A 22,813-nucleotide genomic window follows, 5' to 3' on the forward strand; every position below is an offset into this window, starting at 1 on the left:
AATAATATCACACTAGTGCTTAATAACATAAAGATCTTTCGACGACATAAAACCGAGTGGACTCAGGTAATATCCGCCAATATAAGGTTTTACCAGTCTGGCACCAACATAATAAAACACAGGAATAGCAGGGACGTCTTTTGCCAGAATATTTTCTGCTCGCTGGAAATATTTCTGATCATTTGTTGCTTTGGCTTTTCTCACCAAATTATCATAAATTTCATTGCGGTATAAAAATGTATTATTGGAACTATGAGTAACAAAGTTATTTAAAAATGATGCCGGATTATTGTAATCAGCAATCCGTGCATATCTCACCATATCAAAATTACCTTGACGTATTGTATCTAACATTGTTTTTCGCTCTTGATTTTGTAAGACAATATCTACACCCAGATTTTTCTTCCACATTGATGTTGCTGCGATCGCAATTCTTTTATGCTCTTCTGATGTATTATAAAGCAAGTTAAATTTCAATGGATTATTGCTATTGTAACCGGCTTCATTCAATAACTGTTTGGCTTTTTCAATCCTTGACTGTTGTGTCCACGATGCATAATCAGGCTGCTCTAGATTCATTCCTCCGGTATTCGGTGGAGTATGGTTATAAGCAGGTTCTTGACCTTGCCCTAATATTTTATTTGCTATAATGGTTTTATCTAAAGCTAGATTTAATGCCTGCCTGACCCTAACATCATTAAAAGGCGCTTTTTGGTTATTCAGATCATAATAATAAACACCTAATGCGGGTGTAATGTGAACCTGATCACCTAATTTTGCTTTTAAAGATTTAAATAAAGTCGATGGGATGCTCTTTGTTATATCGATTTCTCCTGACAGATATCGATTTATATCTGCTGTTTCTGATGATATTGGGAGATAGGTGACTTTATTGATGACGGTATGTACATTATCCCAATATTGTTGATTCCTGACTCCAACCACTTTTTCATTGACGATCCATTCAGCCAATTTAAATGGGCCACTACTGACGAATACATCTGGGTGAGTCCATTTCTCGCCATATTTCTCAACGGCTTTTTGGCTAATTGGCACCATAATAGGATATGCCAGCATCTGTAAAAAATAGGATACGGGCTGTTCTAACGTTACTTCTACTGTCAGATTATTCAGTGCTTTTACACCTAATTCATTGGTTTTTTTCTTTCCAGAGAGAATATCTTTGGCGTTTACTATATGCATATTTTCAATATAGCTGCCATATGGAGACGCCATTTGCGGATCAACTAAACGACGCCAACTAAAAACCACATCATGTGCAGTAATCGGTGAACCATCAGACCACTTTATTCCTTCTCTTAGATGGAATAACCATACTTTATTATCTTTGGTTTCCCAACGAGCAGCTAAATCAGGGGTTAACTTGCCATCACGATCTGTACTGACTAATCCACTAAAAAAATCGTTAATAATATTAAACTCGACATCATTTTCGACTTTATGGACGTCAAGAGATGCGGGTTCTGAACCATTATTACGAATAATATCTTGGTTAACTGCCAGTTGTGTACCAGATGGAATAATTGCTGCATGAGATAATGTCAAGTTGCCAAGTATAATACCTGTGAGTAAAGATATATTTCTTATTGTTTTCGCCATTGTTTGTTCTCCAGGAGGATCTCATTTTTTGGTATTTAATTCAGGGGAATCAATTGGTTGATAAAATTCAGATTAAAATTATATGATTATATTGAATATCCTATTTTAAATGGGATAGATATAACCACAATGAAGTATTAGTATAAAATGTTTAGTGAAGCTTCATCAATGTCATGAGATTTAAATAATGGATTTAATTATGTATTCTGAATCTAAAGGCCCTTTACCGCAGGAGTTGTTGTTTTATTTGAAATAGGGAGTTTTTGGGTGTTATAGAATCATTTCTTGATGGACGACTTTACTTTTATAGTTGTTGGGTAATTTTTTGACAGTGGTATTATTTCAAACGAAATCATTAATTCGTGATTCAATTACTCTGCATTTTTTCAATGTTCCAAACCCAAACTAGAAGGTAGTAATAATATGATAGATAATAAGAAAGCGATAACCTTACATGGTAATGGATCTGCTAATGAATACAAAAAAATACAGCGAAGATCTTTTGCACACAGTGAAATGCAACCAACGGGATTTTACGTTATTTTCGGACAGGAAATTATTATCAATGTTGAAGGAGAAACAAATAGTTCTATAAATGCAGTGATTGGTGTTCCTGAACTTAATAAACCAGAAAAATATTTGTTAACGGAAGGGTTAAATAAATTCACCTCAAAAAATGAAGGTTTACTCAGTTTTACCAACAACAATAATAATGGTTATGTGAAGATTATTATTCAATCAGAGTTACAGAAAGTTCCATCATTTAAATTGAATGAAACCAATAATACAGATTGGGAAGATATGATGGATTTATATTCTGATGCACTTGTCGTTCAACTTAGCAGTGAACGAGCAATAATTGTTGTAAGATATAATAGTGCTAAGAAATATCTGACTGATCCTAATGCGTTAATGAAATATTATGATGACTTTATTCGTCATCAGGATAGCATATCGGGAATATTAGAGGATGGGAAAGTAGACTACAGGGCCGATCCAAATAAATTATTATATGTAGAAGCGGATCGTTTATATATGTTTGCAACTAATGGACATATGGGCTTTAATGGCAATGCGGCCCTGCAACGATTATTAACTACCAATAATGGCTGGGGAATTTGGCATGAAAGTGGTCATCAAAGGCAACAATCTCCTTATACCTGGAGTGGTGGAACAGGAATGTCTGAGGTTACAGTAAACTTGTATTCTTTAGCTGTACAAGAAGGTTTTTATGATAGAGCGAGTTTCATTGATAAATACTATCCTAAAATCAAAGAATATTTAGTTGCCGAAGAAAAGAATTTTGACGCTCAAGATATTAATATAAAGTTAGGAATGCTATGGCAGTTAAGACTAACATTCGGCAATGGATTTTATCCTCAGCTTCATCAAGCTTATAGGCTAATGGATTCATTGCCTGTTAGCAATAATGATAAAAAACAACAGCTTATAATATCTTCATCTCAACTGACCAATATCAATTTAGCCGATTTTTTCGATAAATGGGGAATTACACCTGATGAGAAAACATTAGAAATATTAAGAACATTACCACCATTAGAGAAAAATATTTGGGAAAATGATGACAAAAATTCGATTACAATAAAGATGCCACAGCAGAAATATATTCCTGAGTTGGCTTACTTTATGAAGAGTATAAGTAAAACATTATTAAGTGAAAGTAAGTTTGAATTTACTATCGATCTTGATTGGCATACTCCATATCAATATGTCATCAAAAAGAATAGCCAATATCTTGCAGAAATAAAAGATGGCAAGCCGTTTTATTGCAGCGTAAAATTAGATGAAAGTGGTCTGAATGTTAAAGTCTCGCATAATTTTACCTTAGATGATCTCATTGAAATTGAAGTAAGACTTGATGGAGAGAGATACACTGTTTATAACATGACAGTTTATGATTTTAAATTATGGGAAAGATTGAATAATTTATTCAAAGATCAAGATCATACAGAAATTGCTGATAATGTAACCCAGAGCGAGTTAGATAATATATTTGAGGCTATCAAACAGGCCAATGACAGTAACAAAATGTCATCTGTATTTCATCGTGCACAGGAGATGTTCCTGATAAATACCTTCATGAGTATAAATATCGATTCTAATCATCTAACCGTGAATTTCAGGGATGAATTATTTAAAAATTATAAATATGTTGCAACGAAAAATAACAAATATATATCGGAAATAAATAAAGGAAAACCTTATTATTCCAGCTCTATTCCGCCATCAACGTGGGTAACAAATAAAAATTTAAATGATGCTAATGAATTAGCTATTCAAGCACGATTACCTAATGGGACTTATGCAATATTCGAAACAACTTTTGCAGAAGAAAATATAAAGCAAAGAATTGCTGGTTTATATACGGACTCATCCCAATCTAAAATAAATGATAATATTACTCAAAACACTTTATCTGAACTGATTAAAGATATAAATGATAGCGGAATATCGTATAAGAAGAAGGATATTTATCTTTCACAAGTAGATGATGCACAATTTATGTTCTTAAAACAAACCATAGTCCGTGTTGAATTGGCTAAAAATAAACTGATAGTCACATTCGCTAACGAAAATTTCCGGGATAATAAATATGTTTCTCTAAAGAATGGTGCTTATCAATCAGAAATAAATAAGGGTAAGCCAGCGTATTCATCTTTATCGAATAAAGTCTGGTCAACTAACATGACTTTAACAGAAGATGATCATTGTAGTATCGAAGTTAGAATGGGTACGAAAATTTATGTTATTTATCAAACCGGCGATTTGATATTAGCTGAATAAGGATACTTAATGCAGATTAATATGATGATCGTATATTATTTAATTAATTATATATTGAGGGTAAATAATGTTTAATTTCTCCAAAATGGTGATTATTGCTCTGTGGTTATTGGCTGCTGCTAATAGTTACGCTCAGTCTAATGCAGAACAATCAAAATGTTCTGATGGGACCAATATTAACTTCACCAATGTACTTCCCTGTTATCGAGCAGCATTGGCAACACAGCCCCTTAAATATTCGCTTTTAAGAAAAGAAAAACTGCTTCAGATTGAGCTGCGTCATTATCAATTGACCTCACAATTTTGGTCTCCGGGGGACGTTGTCCTACCTGCTCAATGGCAACACGATGTTGATATATTTATTCCCGAACATCCGATTTCACAACGGGCACTTATCGTTGTGAATAATGGAACTAACTATAATAGTGAGTCTGAAGCACCGATTTTGCCAACAGATTTCAATGTGACAACCCTAGCTGCTATTGCCCGTACAACCAATACGATAGTTATCTCGATAAGTAATATTCCTAATCAATATCTCGTGTACCGGGACGATGGAAAATCCCGCAAAGAGGATGATAGTGTTGCTCATAGTTGGACACTATTTATGAATAAACCAGAGAAGCAGTCGCTAATACCTTTACATATTCCTATGGCCACTTCGGTTTCTCAGGCAATGACGTTGGCACAGCAAGAGTTGAAACAGTGGAATATTAATAAATTTATTGTTTCTGGTGCATCGAAACGTGGATGGATAACCTGGTTATCGGCAATAGCAGATACACGTGTTGATGCAATAGTTCCTTTTATTATCGACATACTTGGCACACGCGAGGCATTTAAACATATATATCAATCTTACGGAAAAAACTGGCCGATTGCTTTCTATCCGTATTATCAGGAACATGTCGATGAAAAAATAGATACGCCTGCATTTTCTAAACTGATGCAGATAGAAGATCCTTTGCAATATCTAGGAACAAATTATGAGTCTCGGCTTGCTATTCCTAAATACATCGTTAATGCTAGTGGGGATGATTATTATGCTCCTGATAATGCGAGGTTTTATTATGATATTCTTCCTGGAGATAAATCTTTACGGGTAGCCCCAAATTCTGATCACCGTGGCATTGGGAACTTTACTGAACAGTCATTGATTACATTTATTAATCGTCTCCAGCAGTCCATTCCTATGCCAAAGCTTAATGTAACCCTGCATTCACAGCAGAATTCGCAAATATTGACAGTCGATTTTTCAGAAAAGCCTGAAAAAGTTATACGTTGGACTGCTACGAATCCAATTTCACGAGATTTTCGTTATGCATGTGGCATCCGATATAAAGCGTTACCACTTGATGTTAGTGAGATGCAACAAGTGAAAATCCCGTTAAATTCTCCAGTTATGGGATGGGAAGCGACTTATATTGAAGCGACTTTTAGTGATGGATATGTCGCAACAACGCGAGTTTATATTACCCCTGATGGCAAATATCCGGTAGTTGCGCCTTTATCAAGCGGACCAACATGCCAAACATTGCCAGATAGGGGGTTAGGTGCAGAATAAAATAAATCCTGAATAAGCTATTTGTGAAAAATTGGACCTCCAGTGTTTTTTGACGGTAGCTGGAGGTCTGGATAGGTTAACTCTTTAGGAAAAGTGGAACATAATTCATAAAATCACCTCACTGACATATTTCATATGAGCACTTCTGGAATAATTTCATATTGTTTATAGGGAGAGTTGAGTGCATTTGCAGGGTAAAACGGTTACTCTTTAAGCCTATATTAAGGGGGACTTTATATGGAATCAGAAGCGCCAAAAATCCTCGCTAGTCTTACCAATTGAGTGATTGCATCATTGGATGCGCCATTTCTGAGGATATCCAGTACTGTTGTAGATTCAGCCAGATCTATATCAAGGTTAAATGTATTAATCTTACGAATGAAAAAATGGCATTTTTTTACGCCACTGACCGGACCTAAATTAGCCAGTATTTCTGGAATACCTTTTAAATATCCTTTATTGCTGGTTTTTTTATTTACTGAAAATTGAAAAACAGGATATAAATTCTCTACTCCCCAATTTAATACGATGAGTTTATGACTTTCACCATATTTATTGACTGTCGGGCGAGTCACTCCTAATATATCCGCAACCTTGCTGGACTTGTAGACGCCGCCGTATTCCCCAAGATGAGCAAGAAAAGCGTTCCTGCTTTCGATAAATTCCTCATGTTTTTTCTTTTCTGGTGTGACAGTTTCTACTATTTCAATATAGTTGGCTCGTCCTTTAACTTCTGCCCAAAATTCGTCGTCGGGTAGAGTTAACAATAGGGAAAGACTATCCGGATCTCTTTTTCTAAGTACATCAATAAAATGATCAGCAAGATTGGTGATACGTGCTTTGATAAGTTCAGACTGATCGAATCCACTTGTCGGTTTTACCCGGTTATTGGATTCTTTTGTTGTTGTCTCCATTAGCACCTCCGTGATATTTTGTAATTTTGAAAAATTAACTTACATGGAATTGTAAAATAGGAAAGTTTTTTCACCAATCTCTTTTTAAAAAGCCATACTGGTCGGTGATGCGATTCAATCCTTCTAACACGCAGCGCGGTTTTTTCTGCCACTTTGCGGTAATCGCTTGTGAAAGGATTTAGGTAGAGTTGATCCTGGTTTCTTTTGCAATCTGGTGTTGAGTAGGAGTGTATAGGTTTTATTTTCAAGCTTAATATAAAGACGATTAGCGAGAAAAAAACAAATGGAAAATCAGCAATAATGCTTGTAATAGCTTATCTGAGCTACTTACATATTTGTCATGTAATAATTTTCTGTTATGGTCATTGTTTAACGGTTTTTTCGCTCTACGGCACTTCAACTCCCACTTATCATATTAAACAGAATCCATAAAAAGGATCATCAGAAGAAATAAGAGGTATGTATGCATAGCCAAATTAATTCATTGCCCCAATATATGTTAGCGATCAGCATCATTAAGCCCGGAGGTCCGGAGAAATTACATCTGGTTCAGGTTCCGTTACCGCGACCAGAAAAAGGCTATCTGTTGGTTAAAGTGGCTGCGGCTGGAGTTAACCGGCCAGATATATTTCAGAGAATGGGCTCTTATCCACCACCACCTGACGCATCTCCATTACCTGGATTGGAAATTGCAGGAGAAGTCGTTGCCAAAGGTGAAGGTTGTGAACGCTGGAATATTGGCGATAAGGTTTGTGCACTTGTTGCTGGCGGTGGTTATGCTGAGTATTGCTTGGTCCATGACACCATTGCTTTACCGATATATGGATTGGATTTTGTTCAAGCGGCGGCATTACCCGAAAACTTTTTTACAGTCTGGGCTAATGTTTTCCAGACTGGCAAGTTGTTACAAGGAGAAAGTTTGCTGATCCATGGCGGCACTTCTGGAATAGGCAGTGTCACCATTATGTTAGCAAAAGCCTTTGGTGCCAGAGTGATTACCACTGTTGGCTCTGATGAAAAGGTCAAAGTTGCATATAGTTTAGGCGCTGACTTTGTGATTAATTATCGGAAAGAAGATTTTGTTGAACGGGTATTGCAACTTACTGACAAGCAGGGCGTTGACATGGTTGTTGATTTAATCGGTGGTGATTATGTCAATAAAAATTATAAAGTTGCGGCTAAGTTCGGGAGAATTATTCAGATTGGTATGATGAAGGGAAACCCCGAAAATCTTAATCTGATGCCCTTAATGTTAAAACGCCTGACCCACACAGGGTCTACATTACGTTCTCGGAGTGTGGAAGAAAAAGCTGAGATAGCCAGAGAGTTAGAAAAACATGTCTGGCCATTGTTGAAATCAGGAAAAGTCAGTCCATTAATTTGTAAAGTATTTGATCTGAAAGATGCCGCTGATGCACATCGGATGATGGAAGCCGGTGATGTTCTCGGCAAGGTTATATTGGTAAATGTATCGTCTTGAAAATACTTCCTTTTGAATCAGGGCTATTTCAACTTTTGTAGCCCTGCATTCTATCTATTAAAACTTCCTATTAACAACTTCGTGTTAGAAAAAATCCTTATAATTAATGAGCTTAATGAATAGGCAGCTATTATTTCGGCTTGTTTTTTTATCTGTTATTTGTCCTCGCGCACAAAATTGGAATTTATATTTAACATAATTGTTAATATTTTAACGAATGTGGTCTATATCTATTAACAAATGATCGATTATAGATATGTTAATGGCTAGTCTTTTCACCTGATAGGATTTTCCTTAATGTCTGTAATGCTGGGGTATAAACAGCCATTAGTAAGTCAGGTGACATAAAAGTTTCTGCCTGCTTGTCAGAGAATGATAGTGATTTCATTAATAAATAAAGAAGATCGGAATCTCTCTGTTGCTGGCAGTCGTTTTTGTCAGTTGGAAAAGGGTATGTGATTATGACTAAGCAGTTTACTTCGCACTTAAATATTGATGCGTTGTTTTTAGGCCCTAAATCAGAAAATGCAGTCTTTTTTAGAGAAATGATGGAATACGCCGTAAGTGAGCATATGCACTGGCGTTCTGATTTTCATCCAGAAGATCCAGCCTTAGTAACCTCAGTTGATCGTTATGCTCCTGATTACAGAGAAACCCTTTATCGAACCGAGGGTATTCTGAACCAACTATCTGCCAAATTGAAAAACACTTCTGTTCCCTGGTTTTCTCCCCGTTATATGGGGCATATGAATGCTGACACCCTGATGGTTTCCAATCTCGCGTATGTTATGGCGATGATGTACAACCCAAACAATTGTGCTCACGAGTCATCCCCAACAACAACCGAGCTGGAAATTGAAGCAGGATTGGATCTGTGCCGGATGTTTGGTTATGACACTCGCCGGGCTTGGGGGCATATTACATCAGGTGGAACTGTCGCCAATTATGAAGGGTTATGGGTTGCTCGTAATTTAAAAACTATGCCACTTGCCATTGCACAACATCCGCAATCCTGTGATTTAGTTGAGAATAAATCGCAACAACAACTGTTAAATATGTCGTCATCAGACATTTTGGATCTGACTGATGAATTAAAAAGGCGTGGCATTTTCGAAGAAGTTCGTGAACTTTCTTGCCGTGGTGTCGGGATAGCGCAGGGAACATTTGGCAAAGTCTTAGTTCCGCAGTCAAAACATTATTCATGGATGAAAGCCATGGATGTTTTTGGGATTGGTCAAGAGAATATCGTGCCATTGCCGGTAGATGAATATTATCGTACTGATGTTGAAAAAATGCGTGAAATTACGTTCAGCCTGATAGAACAGGGCGAACCGATTTTGGCAATGGTGACAGTAGTTGGAACTACGGAAGTCGGAGCTATCGATAGAGTTGATGAAGTCATTGCATTGCGTCAAGAATGTGAAGAACGTTATGGCGTTTCGTTTTATGTGCATATTGATGCTGCTTATGCAGGTTATGCCAGTGCAATGTTCCTTAATGAACAGGGTGAGTTTATGGAATATGATGAACTTATCCGCCGTTATCGCGAATTAGAAATTATTCCTGACGGTGTAATTTGGCCTAAACCAGAAATTTATCAAAGTTTCAGAGCGATGTGCCAGGCTGATTCGATTACCGTAGACCCTCATAAAGTTGGATTTATTCAGTATGCGGCTGGTGCTGTATGCATGAAAGATAAACGTATTGTTGACTTGATTTCCTACCGTGCTGCTTATGTTTTTGAAGATATTAATGATCAACGGGATCAATCGGCTAATCGGCATGTGGTACTTGGTTCTTCTATTATGGAGGGTTCTAAAGCCGGGGCTATCGCCGCGGCAATCTGGGCGTCACACCGATTAGTTCCACTTAATATCAGTGGTTACGGAAAAGTGATTGCTGCCGGCATCGTGACAGCAAATTGGATGATTAAAAAGCTTCTAACTACAGAACCCCTTATTGTTGGCAAACGCTGTTTTGAAATTCATGTCATGCCACATCCTGATTTCCATATGGTCAATTTTACGTTTAAAGAGCGGGATAATGGCGATTTGGGGCATCACAATCGTCTTAACAAGAGGATGTATGAGCTTTGCTCATATGCCACTGGCCGTACTTATACTAATGATTTTCTGACTTCTTCCACGTCGCTTGGCTATAGCGAATATGGCGATACTCCCTGGCATTATGTTGAAAGTTGCAGTTTTAGCCGGGAAGAGTGGGATAAAGTTCACAGCGTGTATGTATTGCGTGCAGCAGTGATGACCCATTGCCTGCGTAGTACAGATGATTTTGACGAATATTGGGAAAGGCTCCAGAAGATTTTTATTAATAAACTTACTCAGATTGTTGATGAAGAAGAAAAAAAGAAAGTTGTCTGATTTTTTATTATTAAATATTAAACACTTGCTGTTTATTTGAAGGGAAAAAAACGTGAAGAATCGTACTGTTGGAAGCACTTTTATTGTAGCAGGGACGACCATTGGCGCGGGAATGCTGGCCATGCCATTAGCGACTGCGGGTGTGGGATTTGGCGTAAGTTTGATCATGTTGGTTGGGCTATGGGTTTTGATGAGTTATACCGCATTGTTGCTGGTCGAAGCCTATCAGTATGAATCTTCTGAGACAGGACTGGGGACACTTGCTCAACGTTACCTTGGTCGTGGCGGTAAAATATTAACGGGTTTCAGCATGATGTTTCTGATGTATGCGCTGACTGCGGCATATATCAGCGGTGCAGGGGAATTACTGACGACCAGCCTTAATAAATGGTTTAATTCATCCTTACCTGCTTCAATAGGCGTCTTACTGTTTACTGTCATTGCCGGAGGGGTTGTTTGTGTCGGCACTAGTTCAGTTGATATGGTGAATCGGGTACTTTTCAGTGCAAAAATTGTTTTTCTGGTATTAATGTTGGGGGTGATGATGCCGCATGTTCAGCATGTCAACTTACTGACGATGCCATTAGAACAAGGATTAGTATTATCCTCCATTCCTGTAATTTTCACATCGTTTGGCTTTCACGGTAGTGTTCCCAGCATTGTGAAATATATGGGGGGAGATGTACGTAAGCTACGTTGGGTATTTGTTATCGGTAGTGCAATTCCACTAATTGCTTATATTTTCTGGCAATTGGCGACACTAGGAAGTATTAATTCCAACACGTTTGTCGATATCTTAGCTGAAAATGCAGGACTAAATGGTTTATTGCACAGTGTTCGTGAAGTTGTTTCTTCACCGAAAACTGAGCTTGGAGTACAAATGTTTGCCAACTTGGCGCTCGCAACCTCATTCCTTGGTGTCGCACTTGGCTTGTTTGATTTTCTGGCTGATCTATTTAAACGCAAAGATAATGTAACCGGGCGTATGCAGACTGGTTTGTTAACTTTCGTTCCACCATTGATTTTCGCGCTGTTTTACCCAAAAGGCTTTGTGATGGCTTTAGGATATGCCGCAGTCGCGTTGTCAATTTTGGCGTTATTATTGCCTAGTCTGCTGGCATATAAATCCCGTCAGCAAAATCAACGCCGCTATCGGGTATCTGGCGGTAAACCGGCACTATTGCTGGTATTTGTCTGCGGTATTGCAGTAATCGCAATCCAGATCGGAATAGTGAGCGGAATGTTGCCTGAAGTAGGGTGAATACTGGGTCTTGAAGATAAGTTCATTTTTGACCTAAAGCGCATTCTCTGACAGACTACGATACAAACTATCTGCATAACAGACCTACTAGCGGAGGCAATTATGACTCATACCCGTTACGAAACTGATGTGGTCGCTTGGGCAAATGAGCAGGCAGCATTATTACGTGCCGGTAAATTGTCTGAGATTGATATAATCAACATTGCTGAGGAGATCGAAGACGTGGGCAAGAGTGAACAACGTGAGTTGGCTAGCCGCATGGCAGTATTAATTGCTCACTTATTAAAATGGAAATATCAGCCAAGCCATAGAGGAACAAGTTGGGAAAGGACAATTAAAGCACAAAGAAAAGAAGTTCTTTATGGCTTAAAAGAGTCACCTAGTTTAAAGACAAAGTTAAATGATCCGGACTGGGTTGATGTTGTTTGGTCTAAAGCCGTTGCCTCAGCAATGAACGAAACTGGGTTAGATGTATTTCCTGATGTATGCATTTGGAATATATCCCAGATTCTGTCTTCTGAGTTTTATCCTGATTAGTAAAAATCGCTGTGTTTGGAATGGGATCGATGCTAATGAATCAAGACAGCATGACAATCTATAATGAAGAAGAGCGAGAAAGACTGACGCGTGAAGCCCTTGCTGACGTGGATGCAGGCAACGTAATTGATCATCAGGCAGTGCTGAAGTGGGCTGAAAGTCTAGATACTGACAAGCCCCTACGAGTGCCGAGCTGATGGAGCTGAAGTGAACAATCAGATCTGGCGCGTTTATATGAATTCATGGTCCCGGTAAAATACCCGCGGAGATCGATACTTCTATGGGAGTATTCGTTAAGCCGATAAAGGAAAAGGAACACGTTGGGAAAGAATAATGAAAAGATAAGCACTTTAAAAACAAAATGGAGAAAAATTAAAAGTTATAATAACTGTCTCTGTTTGACCGGGTAGAAACTAATATTTAATTATAAGGAGTTAGATCATGGCGAAAGAATTATTTACTGCAAAAGTAAAATCTGTAGCTGGATTGAAAGTTGAATGTACATCAAGAGATTTCTCCTTTTATTTGGATGAGCCGCGTAATTTAGGTGGTACTGATCAAGGGATGAATCCCGTTGAAGCTTTACTCTGTTCTCTGGGGGCCTGTAAATGTATCGTAGCAAAGGCTTTTGCTAAACTGCATAAAATTAATTTAATTGACATTCATGTTGATCTGGAAGGTGAACTTGATACTGATGGTTTCACTGGTAGAAATAAACAAGCGAAATTAGGTTTCTCTAAAATAGTGACAAAATTTTATATTAAAGCTGATAATAGTGAAGAAGAAATTCATGCCTTTGTCGACTTTATTAATAAAACCTGCCCAGTTCATGACACTATCGAGAATGCACCAAGTTTTGCCACTGAAATATATTGCGAATAAAATAGATATTGTGCTGAGATAGTTTTACGAAGAAAATGTTGTCTGAATTAATTTAAAAAATCCTCTACGGTGCAGTAGAGGATTTTATCGCTAAACATGATTGTTTAATTTAAAGTTATCTCAACAGTAGTTATAGTACAGCTTGTGTTTTCTATTCCAACTTTAATATCTAATCTCTGTGTATAAGCTGAATACAATAGCTTATTAATGTTTTCATCGCTTGATTTTGACCACAGATAACCAGGTTTCCCACAGTTACTGGCTAAATTTCCTTTAAATGTATAAAGATAAAGTGTAGGACTATTTGTTTCAATTTTCCAGTCAGCTTTAAGTTCGTAAACACGGACAATCCCACTGTTGGGTTGAGCTGAAAATGCAGAGGTGCTAATAATGCCAATGAAAATAAACAACACAGATATAAACTTTTTCACAATCTACTCCTGGTTAATAATAAAGGTACTTTGGTAGGTTTGGAGTGTAGATAATGAAGATAATATTTTCATTAATTTAAAAGGTGATTTGTCTGATAAATAATACCTTGATGTTTATTCATTAAAGTTAATATGTTGTTTTTCATAAAAATTCTCTTTGCATGGAGAATAAGAGAGTAATAATAATATAATTGTTATGATTTATATCAATTAAAAAATCCTCTACTTTACAATAGAGGATTTTATTATAGAGTTAGGGAATCAATATTTATCTATCTTTTTATTCCATTAATGATAATGTGATAATTAATTACCGTTGTTTAATAACATAAACCGTAGTGATATTACAACTTACATTATCTATACCAACTTTAATACTTAAATCCTGTGCATAAGCTTGGATTAATATCTTATTGATGTTTTCAGAACTTGAACCTGACCAAATATAACCAGGTTTTCCACAGTTACTGGCTAAAACTCCGCTAAATGTATAAAAATAGTGTGCAGGATTGTCCCAGTCAGTTTTAATTTCTGCAACTTTAACAACACCGCTATTGGTTTCCGCTGAGAATGCAGGTGCGCTAATCATACCAATTAAAATAAATAGCATAGATATCAATTTTTTCATAATTTGCTCCTAATTAATAATATAAAGAAGGTCTGACGTTTTGCAGTGTAGATTATGCAAATAATCTTTTCATCAACTTCATATTAATATAATAGGTGACTCTCCTGATAAATAATGCCAAATATTATCTCACTGAGATTAAGTCATTAATAAAAACAATATGGTAATTTTTATCTATAAAAATGACATCAATATTATTTAAGGTGATGAAAAAACGGCCACTAAAAAGTAAATGCTTTCATCATTAAATTAAATTTTTTGTTGTAGATTCATTCTCCGTCTCGGCTAATTTATCAGTTATTTCTTTAGCGAACGGATTACTGTCATCTGGTACCATAATCATCAAATGCCGAGGTTCATAACTAATTCACTAACTGGTTATATTAAACCATTCCCATAGCAAGTAATGAAAACTCACAGGGGAGTCGAGGTTATGTTGACCAGACCAAAAAATAGCGTATAATTATTATACAGTTTGTAATTGAGATTGTCACGATGGAAAAAGTCAATATTTATGATGCCAAAGCACATTTATCCAAACTGATAAATGATGTTACTACAACAGGGGAGCCATTTTTAATCGCTCGAAATGGAAAGGTTGTTGCGAAAGTGATGGCATATAGGGAAGAAGAGCCAAGGCGTAAGTTAGGATTTCTTATAGGAAAGTATTCATGTCCAGATAATTTTGATGATGAAGATGAAATAATTAATCGCCTATTCGAAGGAAATAACGACGATGAACTATTTACTTGATACACATGTTTTAATATGGCTTTCTCTAACACCAGAAAGGATAAACAATAAAAGTACGGATATTATTACCAGTTTTGATAATGAGGTTTTTTTTAGCGCAGCTAGCATTTGGGAGGTGGCTATTAAATTTTCTATTGGGAAGATTAATCTAAGACCAGATATTTTACGGAAAGGATTACTCGATAACGGTTTTAAAGAACTTCATGTAAAAAGTGGCCATGCTGTAAATATTCCATCCCTGCCTGAAATGCATAAAGATCCATTTGACAGGATACTCATATCTCAAGCCAAAGTGGAAAAAATGACATTAATCACAGCTGATGAAAAGATACTAAAATATATGACGAATAAATATATTAAAGTTGAAGCTTGTAACTAAGACTACTTAAGCATGTCTGGATTTAATTTTTGGACTGTATTATATGTTTTTTATAAATATATTAGCGTGTTAATCATACTAATAAAATAATGTTTTTGATGCAAATTTCTTGTCGAATTTTATATTCTATGTTTATAGGGTAATAAGATATCAGCAATGATATAAATCATATTATTTAAATTAATAAAAAACCCTCTACTACAAAGTAGAGGATTTTATCGCCAAATTAAAATGACTAATGATTTAATATTATTTTTCAGATAAATTATCCGTCTCGGCTAATTTATCAGTTATTTCTTTAGCGAACGGATTACTGTCATCTGGTACCATAATCATCAAACACCAAGGCAAATTATTCATATCCAAATAATTTTTACGATGAAGATGAAATAATTGATCACCCATTCTAAGTAAATAACGACGACAAGTTATTTACTTGATAAATATGTTTAATATGGCTTTCTCTACTGGGCTGTAAGAAAGAAGGTTTTTAACAGAACTTCTATTAATAAGTTCTTAAAGCAGAGGTATATGTTTCTGGTGTATTCTATTACACTGTTAAATAGCTATTGTTATTCTGGTAAAGGTTTCATAGACATGAATAGATCATTGTGCAATTCAGAATCAAAATTAACGTCTTATTTAGGCATAGGAAATGCGGAAGTATCTGATAACCTTTTAGTACTACTTAAAAGCACTTGTGGTAGTTATCAGTCGTCAGTAAAAAAGTTCATAGAACTGCTTAAATATATTCGAAATAATAATATTCACACGAAATCATTTAATGAATTAGTTGCCCTTCATGAGCTTGTAGCCCCGCATGATTGTGCTGTAGTTTCTATGCTGTCAATTCATTTTAATTTAGCCATAGGCACTATTGCTAACTTAGGATCGCAAACTCCCTATGTTGAAGCTCTTTACCAAAAACTTTGTTCAGGTCGTGCCATCGGCGTATATCTTGCAACTGAGCTGGCTCACGGGAATGATCTAATCTCTATCGAAACACAAGCTAATTATCTCCCGGAAAAAGGTGTATTCATGTTGAATTCACCAAGCCAAAATGCATATAAATTTATGCCTAATACTACACCTTGTGAACTACCCAAAATAGCTGTAATTTTAGCTCAGCTAAATGTATCAGGAAAAAAATATGGTATTTTCCCATTCATTCTCCCCCTGTCGGTAAATGGAAAATTAACGCTTGGAGTTAAAATTACTCCACTTGGCGATAAACCGGGATTTTATTTAGATAACGCAATCACTTCATTTGATAATGTCGAAATTCCTTTTGAAGGACTCCTCGCTGGCAATATGATAACCTTGACCAGAGATGGTAAAATATCATTACATACTAAAAAATTAAGAGAAAGATTCTCGTTAATTACAAATAGAGTACATTCAGGGAAGCTATGCATGGCAATGAGCTCAGTTACAGCGGCCAAATCAGCGCTTCATATAACCAACGCATATGGAAATAAACGACAAACATTTGGCTACTCAGGTGCTATGCCAATAATTAATTATTTTCATTTAAAAGAGGGAATTGCCTGGGATACCCTGAGCACAATCACTCACGCATTATACTTAAGAGAATTAACCAGAAAGGTTTCAATTATATTATCAGAATCAGTTAAAAACTTTAAGTTTTCAGATGAATTACTTATTGAAATCACGACAACTAAATCGCTGTGTACATGGCGCACACAAGAAATATTAATTAATTGTCGTGAACGTTGTGGTGCACAGGGATTATTTACGATTAACAAAATATCCAATTATTTGATATCTAATTTTGGTGCGATTACTTCGGAAGGTGATAACTTTGTATTATCACTAAAGGCCGGAGGGACGATTATTCTCAATAAGATGAAAAAAATACATAAAAAAACATCTTTCCAGTATGACTTGTTTCCCATTTTGAATGATTATATGAATTTTTTATATAAGAAGATAAACAGACTAATAGTAAATAATAATAAAAAAATAAATCTCGATACGCTTAATAAGCATAGTGAGAATTTTCTGGAACTAAGCCAGACATATGCCATTTTATCCGTGGTGACGACAATTATTGATGCATATCATAATGATGATGATGTCAATATGATCATCGAAGGTTATCTTCTCGACTGGATTCATCGTACCATGAGCAATCTCCTGAGAAGTGAAGTGATCAATTTACAGGAATCTCAAAAAATAGACGAGAGACGCATTGAATATATACGTAAGCATGCAGACAGAATAAATGATTATATTGCCAGTTTTGGCGTGGATAAGATTGGCATTGAGACACCGATATCCAGTAATGATTATATTTCCTGGTATGCAAATAATCACCATCAGTTAAAAAACAATTAACCATAGGTATGGGGAAACAGGCAAAAATACGGGACGCTACCTAAAGTTTAAATTAATTAGAAAAGCCTCTATAAGTAAAGAAGACACTTGTAAATAGGTCAGGAAATAGGTTGATAGTGCATCAACGTCTGAAATGTCAGCTAATTTTTTATCCGAAGGTGCCTACTTCGAATTATGAAAGCGATTGGTCGGTAATTCAATAAAAGACTTTTGCTGAATATTTTACTTCAATGTGAGGTATGCCTTAGATTGCCAAATAAAAACTCTATTTTCAGATCCGAAGCAATAGAACACAGAACTCATCATTGGTTAGGAAATCCACAAGTTATTATGCCAGTAGGTGCCTTAGTTTGGACAATAATAGCGCTTGTTATTATTGTCAGCCTTGTTGTGTTCATGATAATGAGCACTTACACACAGAAGGTTCGTCTAATGGGGGAAATTATTTACGAGCCTGCGGTTGCGAGAATAGAAGCAGCGGGTAATGGAACCATTGTTCGTAGTTTTGCTGTTGAAGGGAAAGAAGTTCGCGCTGGAGATGTTATTTTCATCGTTAACATGGAAACTCAAACCGAATATGGGTGTACAAGTCATGAAATTACTTCTGCCTTAAAGTTACAGAAGACGGCGATTGAACGAGAGATCATGCTGAAATCAGAGGCGTCTGATCAAGAAAGTGATTTTCTTGCCCAGCGTCTAAAGAATAAGGAAGCGGAAATTCAAGAATTAGACAACCTGATCACAAAATCAACTGAACAAGTCGCGTGGCTATTTGACAAAGCTCAGCTTTTCAATAAATTAGTTGGGAAAGGAATAGCACTTGAAATAGATCATATAGAACGCCGTTCTGATTATTATACCGCTTCTGTTCAACTGGCGGCTTACAAACGAGAAAAGGTTAAGTTGCAGGGTGAATCTCTCGATATCAGGGCGAGGTTGGCGACAATCTACATTGGACGTGAAACCTCACGTGAAACGTTACGTCGAGATATTGCACGGTTAGATCAAGACTTAGTCTCTACGGAAGAAAGAAGGGAACTCTATATAACGTCTCCAATCGACGGTAAGTTAACGGGAATTACTGGATTAGTTGGCAAAAGAATTCGCTCGTCCCAAGAATTAGCGAGTAGAAGTGGCTTTAGCCGAACCTGAACATAATGAAGGGGATGCTGTTCTATCGTGTCCTGAAACAATTTCAGGAAGCATTGAAATTAAAAGCCTGAGTTATCGTTATGGCGATGGCGAACCCGCTATATTTGAGAATGTTTTTCTGTCTATCAAAGCGGGTGAAAGTATTGCTATAGTCGGGCCGTCAGGTTGTGGCAAATCGACACTGCTTAAGACAATCGGTGGATTAATATCGCCAGAAAGTGGCTTTATTTATTTAGACGGAGTTGATGTCCGGAGATTAGGGCTTGGGGCCTACCGTAGCCATATTGCTTGTGTCTTACAAGAGGACAGATTATTTGCGGGATCTCTATTGGATAACATTAGTTCATTCGACGTTAAGCCTGATCATGAATGGGTATATGAGTGTGCTCGTCTTGCTTCGATTCACACTGAAATAGAAGAGATGCCAATGAAATATGAAACAATGGTTGGAGACATGGGCAGTGCTCTGTCAGGTGGACAACGGCAGCGTATTTCCCTTGCCAGAGCATTGTACAAACGTCCAAAGATATTATTTCTTGATGAAGCAACGAGTGATCTGGATATCGATAACGAGGCAAAAATTAATGACTCAATACGAGAGCTAAAGATTACTAGGGTATTTGTAGCCCATCGTCCGACAATGATTGCAATGGCGGATAGGGTTTTTGATCTCAGTATGAACGCAGAAGTGGAGAACCCCCATGCATTTTTCTCTAAGTAAACATATCAAGGTGACGGCATTTGTTGCTTTTTCTTCCATGATGTCATTGTTTGTCACAAACTCTATGGCCTCTGGAAAAGTCATGCATATAAATTTTCAATTTGATGAATTTTCTCTACCGATAGCAAATCTTGAAATTGATGGGAAAACTCAAAATCTTATGATCGATACGGGGTCAACTATAGGTCTCCATTTATCTAAAAACCTTATGTCGAAAATTTCCGGCTTAGTTATCGAACCTGAAAAAGCGCGTTCTACTGACCTTACGGGTAAGATTTTTTTAAATGACAAATTTAACATTCCACAGCTTTCGATAAACGGGATGATGTTTAAGGATGTGACAGGGGTTTCATTAACACCATGGGGGATGACATTAATTGGAGATAATCACCTTCCTTCTTCGATGGTAATTGGCCTTGATTTATTCAAGGGAAAGGTTGTTCTTATTGATTATAAAAACCGGAAATTATCAGTTTCCGATCATTTACAAGCGTTGGGAGTCAATGTGGATAATGGTTGGATAAAATTACCGCTGAAACTGACTAAAGAAGGCATTGCTGTCAAAGTCTCACAAAACTTTAAGAACTACAACATGGTATTGGATACTGGCGCATCGGTTTCGATTTTTTGGAAAGAAAGGTTGAAGTCTCCTCCAGCTAACATTTCCTGCCAGGCTGTGGTTAAAGAGATGGACAATGAAGGGTGCATTGCATCGACGTTTCAACTTGACGAAATAGGCGCTAAGGGAATCAAGTTGAATTCGGTATTGGTTGATGGGGAATTTAATCAGTTAAATACTGATGGATTAATCGGGAATAATTTCTTTAATAAATACGCAGTATTAATCGACTTCCCTGGTAAGAGATTATTCATTAAAGAGAACTCGTAGGGATAAAGGGGGATGTTCGTGGCTCGGAAAAATTGAATCGTAACAACATCTCCCTAAATCGGCCCCAATTACAGGGCCGGGTTCCACTTTTTATTACAAACAATCAAGCACTGTTCTTTGATAGTTTTATCCTTTCAATACTTCGTTATCAATAGAACTCAACAGAATCCAAGTGTGTTTTTTGAGCTTATAACCAAACGAGTTATTTTATAGTATAGGTAAAGTTATTTGCACCTATTATGCGAATGAACAGTTATTGTTTTTCTTAAAAACTATTTTTAAGAAAAACAATATACCCAATTAACTTGAATCTTACATCTTCAAGTTAATTAACTATATACAAAAAAACCTCCTGCGATAGAAATGAATACTGTGACTGAACTCAATATATAGATAATACCCATATACACATGGGTGTATTTGTGTCATTTTGATATTGAATTTTGGTTCCGGAGGATCGTGATAAATTTAAATAAAAAAACAATATTGCTAAATATGATGTAGGTATTGATAACAGCTAAATTATTATTTTAGATACTGTTAAGCCTATTTATTTAATTCAATTATGTTTTTTTCAGAAGCCCTGCAAAATTAGAATTAAAGAGGTGCTTCTTGATCGAAATTGGAACTTTAAGGATATTACGATGGTTTATTTTACCTGAATAGCCAACGATAAATCTCTTTGCAATAAGAATCGATACCAGGAATATGTATGGTACGGGATGCATTCTTTCAGCGGTGATCGCCGCACTTATGGCGAATAGATTGAGCTGAGTTGAGGTGATAATGAACATCAAGCCATCTTAGAATCTAATACGTTGAGAATAGGTTCCGGTCATGGCTCAGTTCATCACTTTTAATAAGTGGAGTGAGACGCTATGCACATTACAATCATAGGGGCTGGTGTTGCGGGGCTTACTTGTGCGGCAGAGTTCATTGCAAGAGGGGGGAATGTTCGAATTCTTGAGCGAGGATCTAAGATAGGCGCTAAGGCGTGCTCTTGGTGGGCAGGTGGAATGCTGGCGCCATGGTGTGAAGGTGAAAGTGCGGAGCCTTCTATCGTTAACTTAGGGCAACGTGCTATCGATTGGTGGGCGAATCATACCGACACGCTTACCTCGTTAGGCACCCTTGTACTTGCTTTAGGACGTGATATTTCTGAATTGAAGACTTTTGCTAATAAAACTGAAAATTACGAAAACGTTTATTCAGACCAAATTGCAGAACTTGAGCCAGACCTTGCCGATCGCTTTCATAAGGGGCTCTTTTTTAAAGACGAGGCTTTCTTAAACCCTCGTAAAGCAATCACTCAGTTATCTGAAAAATTGGAGAGATTGGGCGTCGAATTTGTGTTCAACAACGAAGCCAACGCAAGTGAGGTGAGAGGGACCGATTTAGTTGTCGATTGTCGGGGGTTGGAAGCTCGCGACGTATCAAAAACATTACGCGGGGTCAAAGGTGAAATGCTCTTGATTCACAGTAATGACATAAAGATCAACAGATCCATTCGATTATTGCATCCAAGAATACCTTTGTATTTGGTTCCGCGTGGTAATGGTGACTACATGGTTGGTGCCACCATGATTGAGAATGAGGAACGTGAACGAATTTCTGCGCGATCTATATTCGAACTGCTTGGGTCAACATTCGCCCTTCATCCAAGTTTTAATGAAGCTGAGATTGTAGAAATAGGTGTCGATGCAAGACCGACATTCCCAGATAACCTCCCACGTGTTTATTGGAAAGGCGAGATTCTTTGTGTGAATGGTCTCTACCGTCATGGATTTTTATTGTCTCCTTCAATGGCACAAATGGCGGCAAAAGCTGTTTTTGAAGGATCTAATATACCGGAGTCAATCGATGAATATTTTAGTTAATGGTCTGGAAGTCACTGTTTCAGGTTCCAGGTTAGGACAAATTCTTAAAGAGCTTGGCTATGTAAATAGGGTTCTGGTAACCGCCGTAAATGGTGATTTTGTGAGTGTACAAAAGCGAGATGAATTTGAAATAAAAAGTGCAGACAAGATTGAAGTTTTGGTGCCAATGCAAGGAGGCTAA

The 22,813-nt window shown here is 36.9% G+C and carries 19 protein-coding genes and 1 pseudogene; 16 read left to right on the forward strand and 4 right to left on the reverse strand.

Features of this window, described 5'->3' with window-relative positions; all coding sequences use genetic code 11:
* Window positions 1-12: 12 nt before the first annotated feature.
* Window positions 13-1,620: an ABC transporter substrate-binding protein gene (locus tag C5469_RS02925; protein ID WP_166302102.1), complete on the reverse strand. Its 1,608-nt coding sequence runs from the start codon at window positions 1,618-1,620 to the stop codon at window positions 13-15.
* 423 nt (window positions 1,621-2,043) lie between these two features.
* Between C5469_RS02925 and C5469_RS02930 the strand changes: the two genes are divergently transcribed.
* Window positions 2,044-4,425: a M60 family metallopeptidase gene (locus tag C5469_RS02930; protein ID WP_166302105.1), complete on the forward strand. Its 2,382-nt coding sequence runs from the start codon at window positions 2,044-2,046 to the stop codon at window positions 4,423-4,425.
* 67 nt (window positions 4,426-4,492) lie between these two features.
* Complete coding sequence (locus tag C5469_RS02935; protein ID WP_166302108.1) at window positions 4,493-5,989, forward strand: PhoPQ-activated pathogenicity-related family protein; 1,497 nt, start codon at window positions 4,493-4,495, stop codon at window positions 5,987-5,989.
* A 233-nt stretch (window positions 5,990-6,222) separates the two neighbouring features.
* Here the strand turns inward: C5469_RS02935 and C5469_RS02940 are convergent, their stop codons facing one another.
* On the reverse strand, window positions 6,223-6,903 hold the full coding sequence (locus C5469_RS02940) for a hypothetical protein (protein ID WP_166302111.1): 681 nt from the start codon (window positions 6,901-6,903) through the stop codon (window positions 6,223-6,225).
* Between the two features lie 463 nt (window positions 6,904-7,366).
* On the opposite strand from C5469_RS02940, the gene C5469_RS02945 reads away from it, so the two are divergent.
* The 6 genes from C5469_RS02945 to C5469_RS02970 all read left to right on the forward strand — a co-directional run bounded on the left by C5469_RS02945 (window position 7,367) and on the right by C5469_RS02970 (window position 13,444).
* Window positions 7,367-8,383, forward strand: a complete 1,017-nt coding sequence (locus C5469_RS02945; protein WP_166302113.1) for an NAD(P)H-quinone oxidoreductase — start codon at window positions 7,367-7,369, stop codon at window positions 8,381-8,383.
* Between the two features lie 461 nt (window positions 8,384-8,844).
* Window positions 8,845-10,764: a pyridoxal phosphate-dependent decarboxylase family protein gene (locus tag C5469_RS02950; RefSeq protein ID WP_166302116.1), complete on the forward strand. Its 1,920-nt coding sequence runs from the start codon at window positions 8,845-8,847 to the stop codon at window positions 10,762-10,764.
* A 52-nt stretch (window positions 10,765-10,816) separates the two neighbouring features.
* Complete coding sequence (gene tyrP, locus C5469_RS02955) at window positions 10,817-12,025, forward strand: tyrosine transporter TyrP (RefSeq protein ID WP_166302119.1); 1,209 nt, start codon at window positions 10,817-10,819, stop codon at window positions 12,023-12,025.
* 102 nt (window positions 12,026-12,127) lie between these two features.
* Window positions 12,128-12,562, forward strand: coding sequence for a DUF29 domain-containing protein (locus tag C5469_RS02960; protein ID WP_166302123.1), 435 nt, complete (start codon window positions 12,128-12,130; stop codon window positions 12,560-12,562).
* A 35-nt stretch (window positions 12,563-12,597) separates the two neighbouring features.
* Window positions 12,598-12,759 (forward strand): hypothetical protein, encoded by a 162-nt coding sequence (locus C5469_RS02965; RefSeq protein WP_422615846.1) that lies wholly within the window; start codon window positions 12,598-12,600, stop codon window positions 12,757-12,759.
* 244 nt (window positions 12,760-13,003) lie between these two features.
* Window positions 13,004-13,444, forward strand: a complete 441-nt coding sequence (locus C5469_RS02970; protein WP_166302126.1) for an OsmC family protein — start codon at window positions 13,004-13,006, stop codon at window positions 13,442-13,444.
* A 104-nt stretch (window positions 13,445-13,548) separates the two neighbouring features.
* Here the strand turns inward: C5469_RS02970 and C5469_RS02975 are convergent, their stop codons facing one another.
* Complete coding sequence (locus C5469_RS02975; RefSeq protein ID WP_166302129.1) at window positions 13,549-13,875, reverse strand: hypothetical protein; 327 nt, start codon at window positions 13,873-13,875, stop codon at window positions 13,549-13,551.
* Between the two features lie 310 nt (window positions 13,876-14,185).
* A complete protein-coding gene (locus C5469_RS02980) occupies window positions 14,186-14,503 on the reverse strand; it encodes a hypothetical protein (RefSeq protein ID WP_166302132.1) in 318 nt (105 codons plus the stop codon).
* Window positions 14,504-14,998: 495 nt separating this feature from the next.
* Here C5469_RS02980 and C5469_RS02985 point away from each other — a divergent pair, with 495 nt between their 5' ends.
* From C5469_RS02985 to thiS, 8 genes and pseudogenes are all read left to right on the forward strand, one after another.
* Window positions 14,999-15,256: a type II toxin-antitoxin system Phd/YefM family antitoxin gene (locus C5469_RS02985; RefSeq protein WP_166302135.1), complete on the forward strand. Its 258-nt coding sequence runs from the start codon at window positions 14,999-15,001 to the stop codon at window positions 15,254-15,256.
* Window positions 15,240-15,635 carry a type II toxin-antitoxin system VapC family toxin gene (locus C5469_RS02990; protein WP_166302137.1) on the forward strand — a complete coding sequence of 132 codons (396 nt, stop codon included), beginning with the start codon at window positions 15,240-15,242 and terminating at the stop codon, window positions 15,633-15,635. The genes C5469_RS02985 and C5469_RS02990 overlap by 17 nt, the downstream gene beginning before the upstream one ends.
* A gap of 597 nt (window positions 15,636-16,232) precedes the next feature.
* Window positions 16,233-17,993, forward strand: coding sequence for an acyl-CoA dehydrogenase family protein (locus C5469_RS02995; RefSeq protein ID WP_166302140.1), 1,761 nt, complete (start codon window positions 16,233-16,235; stop codon window positions 17,991-17,993).
* 402 nt (window positions 17,994-18,395) lie between these two features.
* The gene (locus C5469_RS03000) at window positions 18,396-19,145 is read left to right on the forward strand and encodes an HlyD family secretion protein (RefSeq protein ID WP_207628674.1); all 750 of its coding nucleotides are present in this window, start codon (window positions 18,396-18,398) and stop codon (window positions 19,143-19,145) included.
* Window positions 19,123-19,866, forward strand: a pseudogene (locus tag C5469_RS03005) (ATP-binding cassette domain-containing protein); the annotation flags it as partial. The gene C5469_RS03000 and the pseudogene C5469_RS03005, both read left to right, overlap by 23 nt.
* Window positions 19,847-20,755, forward strand: coding sequence for a pepsin/retropepsin-like aspartic protease family protein (locus C5469_RS03010; RefSeq protein WP_242689379.1), 909 nt, complete (start codon window positions 19,847-19,849; stop codon window positions 20,753-20,755). The pseudogene C5469_RS03005 and the gene C5469_RS03010, both read left to right, overlap by 20 nt.
* Window positions 20,756-21,633: 878 nt before the next feature.
* The gene (locus C5469_RS03020; protein ID WP_166302143.1) at window positions 21,634-22,632 is read left to right on the forward strand and encodes an FAD-dependent oxidoreductase; all 999 of its coding nucleotides are present in this window, start codon (window positions 21,634-21,636) and stop codon (window positions 22,630-22,632) included.
* The gene (gene thiS / locus C5469_RS03025) at window positions 22,616-22,813 is read left to right on the forward strand and encodes a sulfur carrier protein ThiS (protein WP_166302145.1); all 198 of its coding nucleotides are present in this window, start codon (window positions 22,616-22,618) and stop codon (window positions 22,811-22,813) included. The genes C5469_RS03020 and thiS overlap by 17 nt, the downstream gene beginning before the upstream one ends.

Origin of the sequence: Photorhabdus cinerea (genome assembly GCF_011189575.1) — a bacterium.
Lineage (GTDB): Bacteria > Pseudomonadota > Gammaproteobacteria > Enterobacterales > Enterobacteriaceae > Photorhabdus > Photorhabdus cinerea.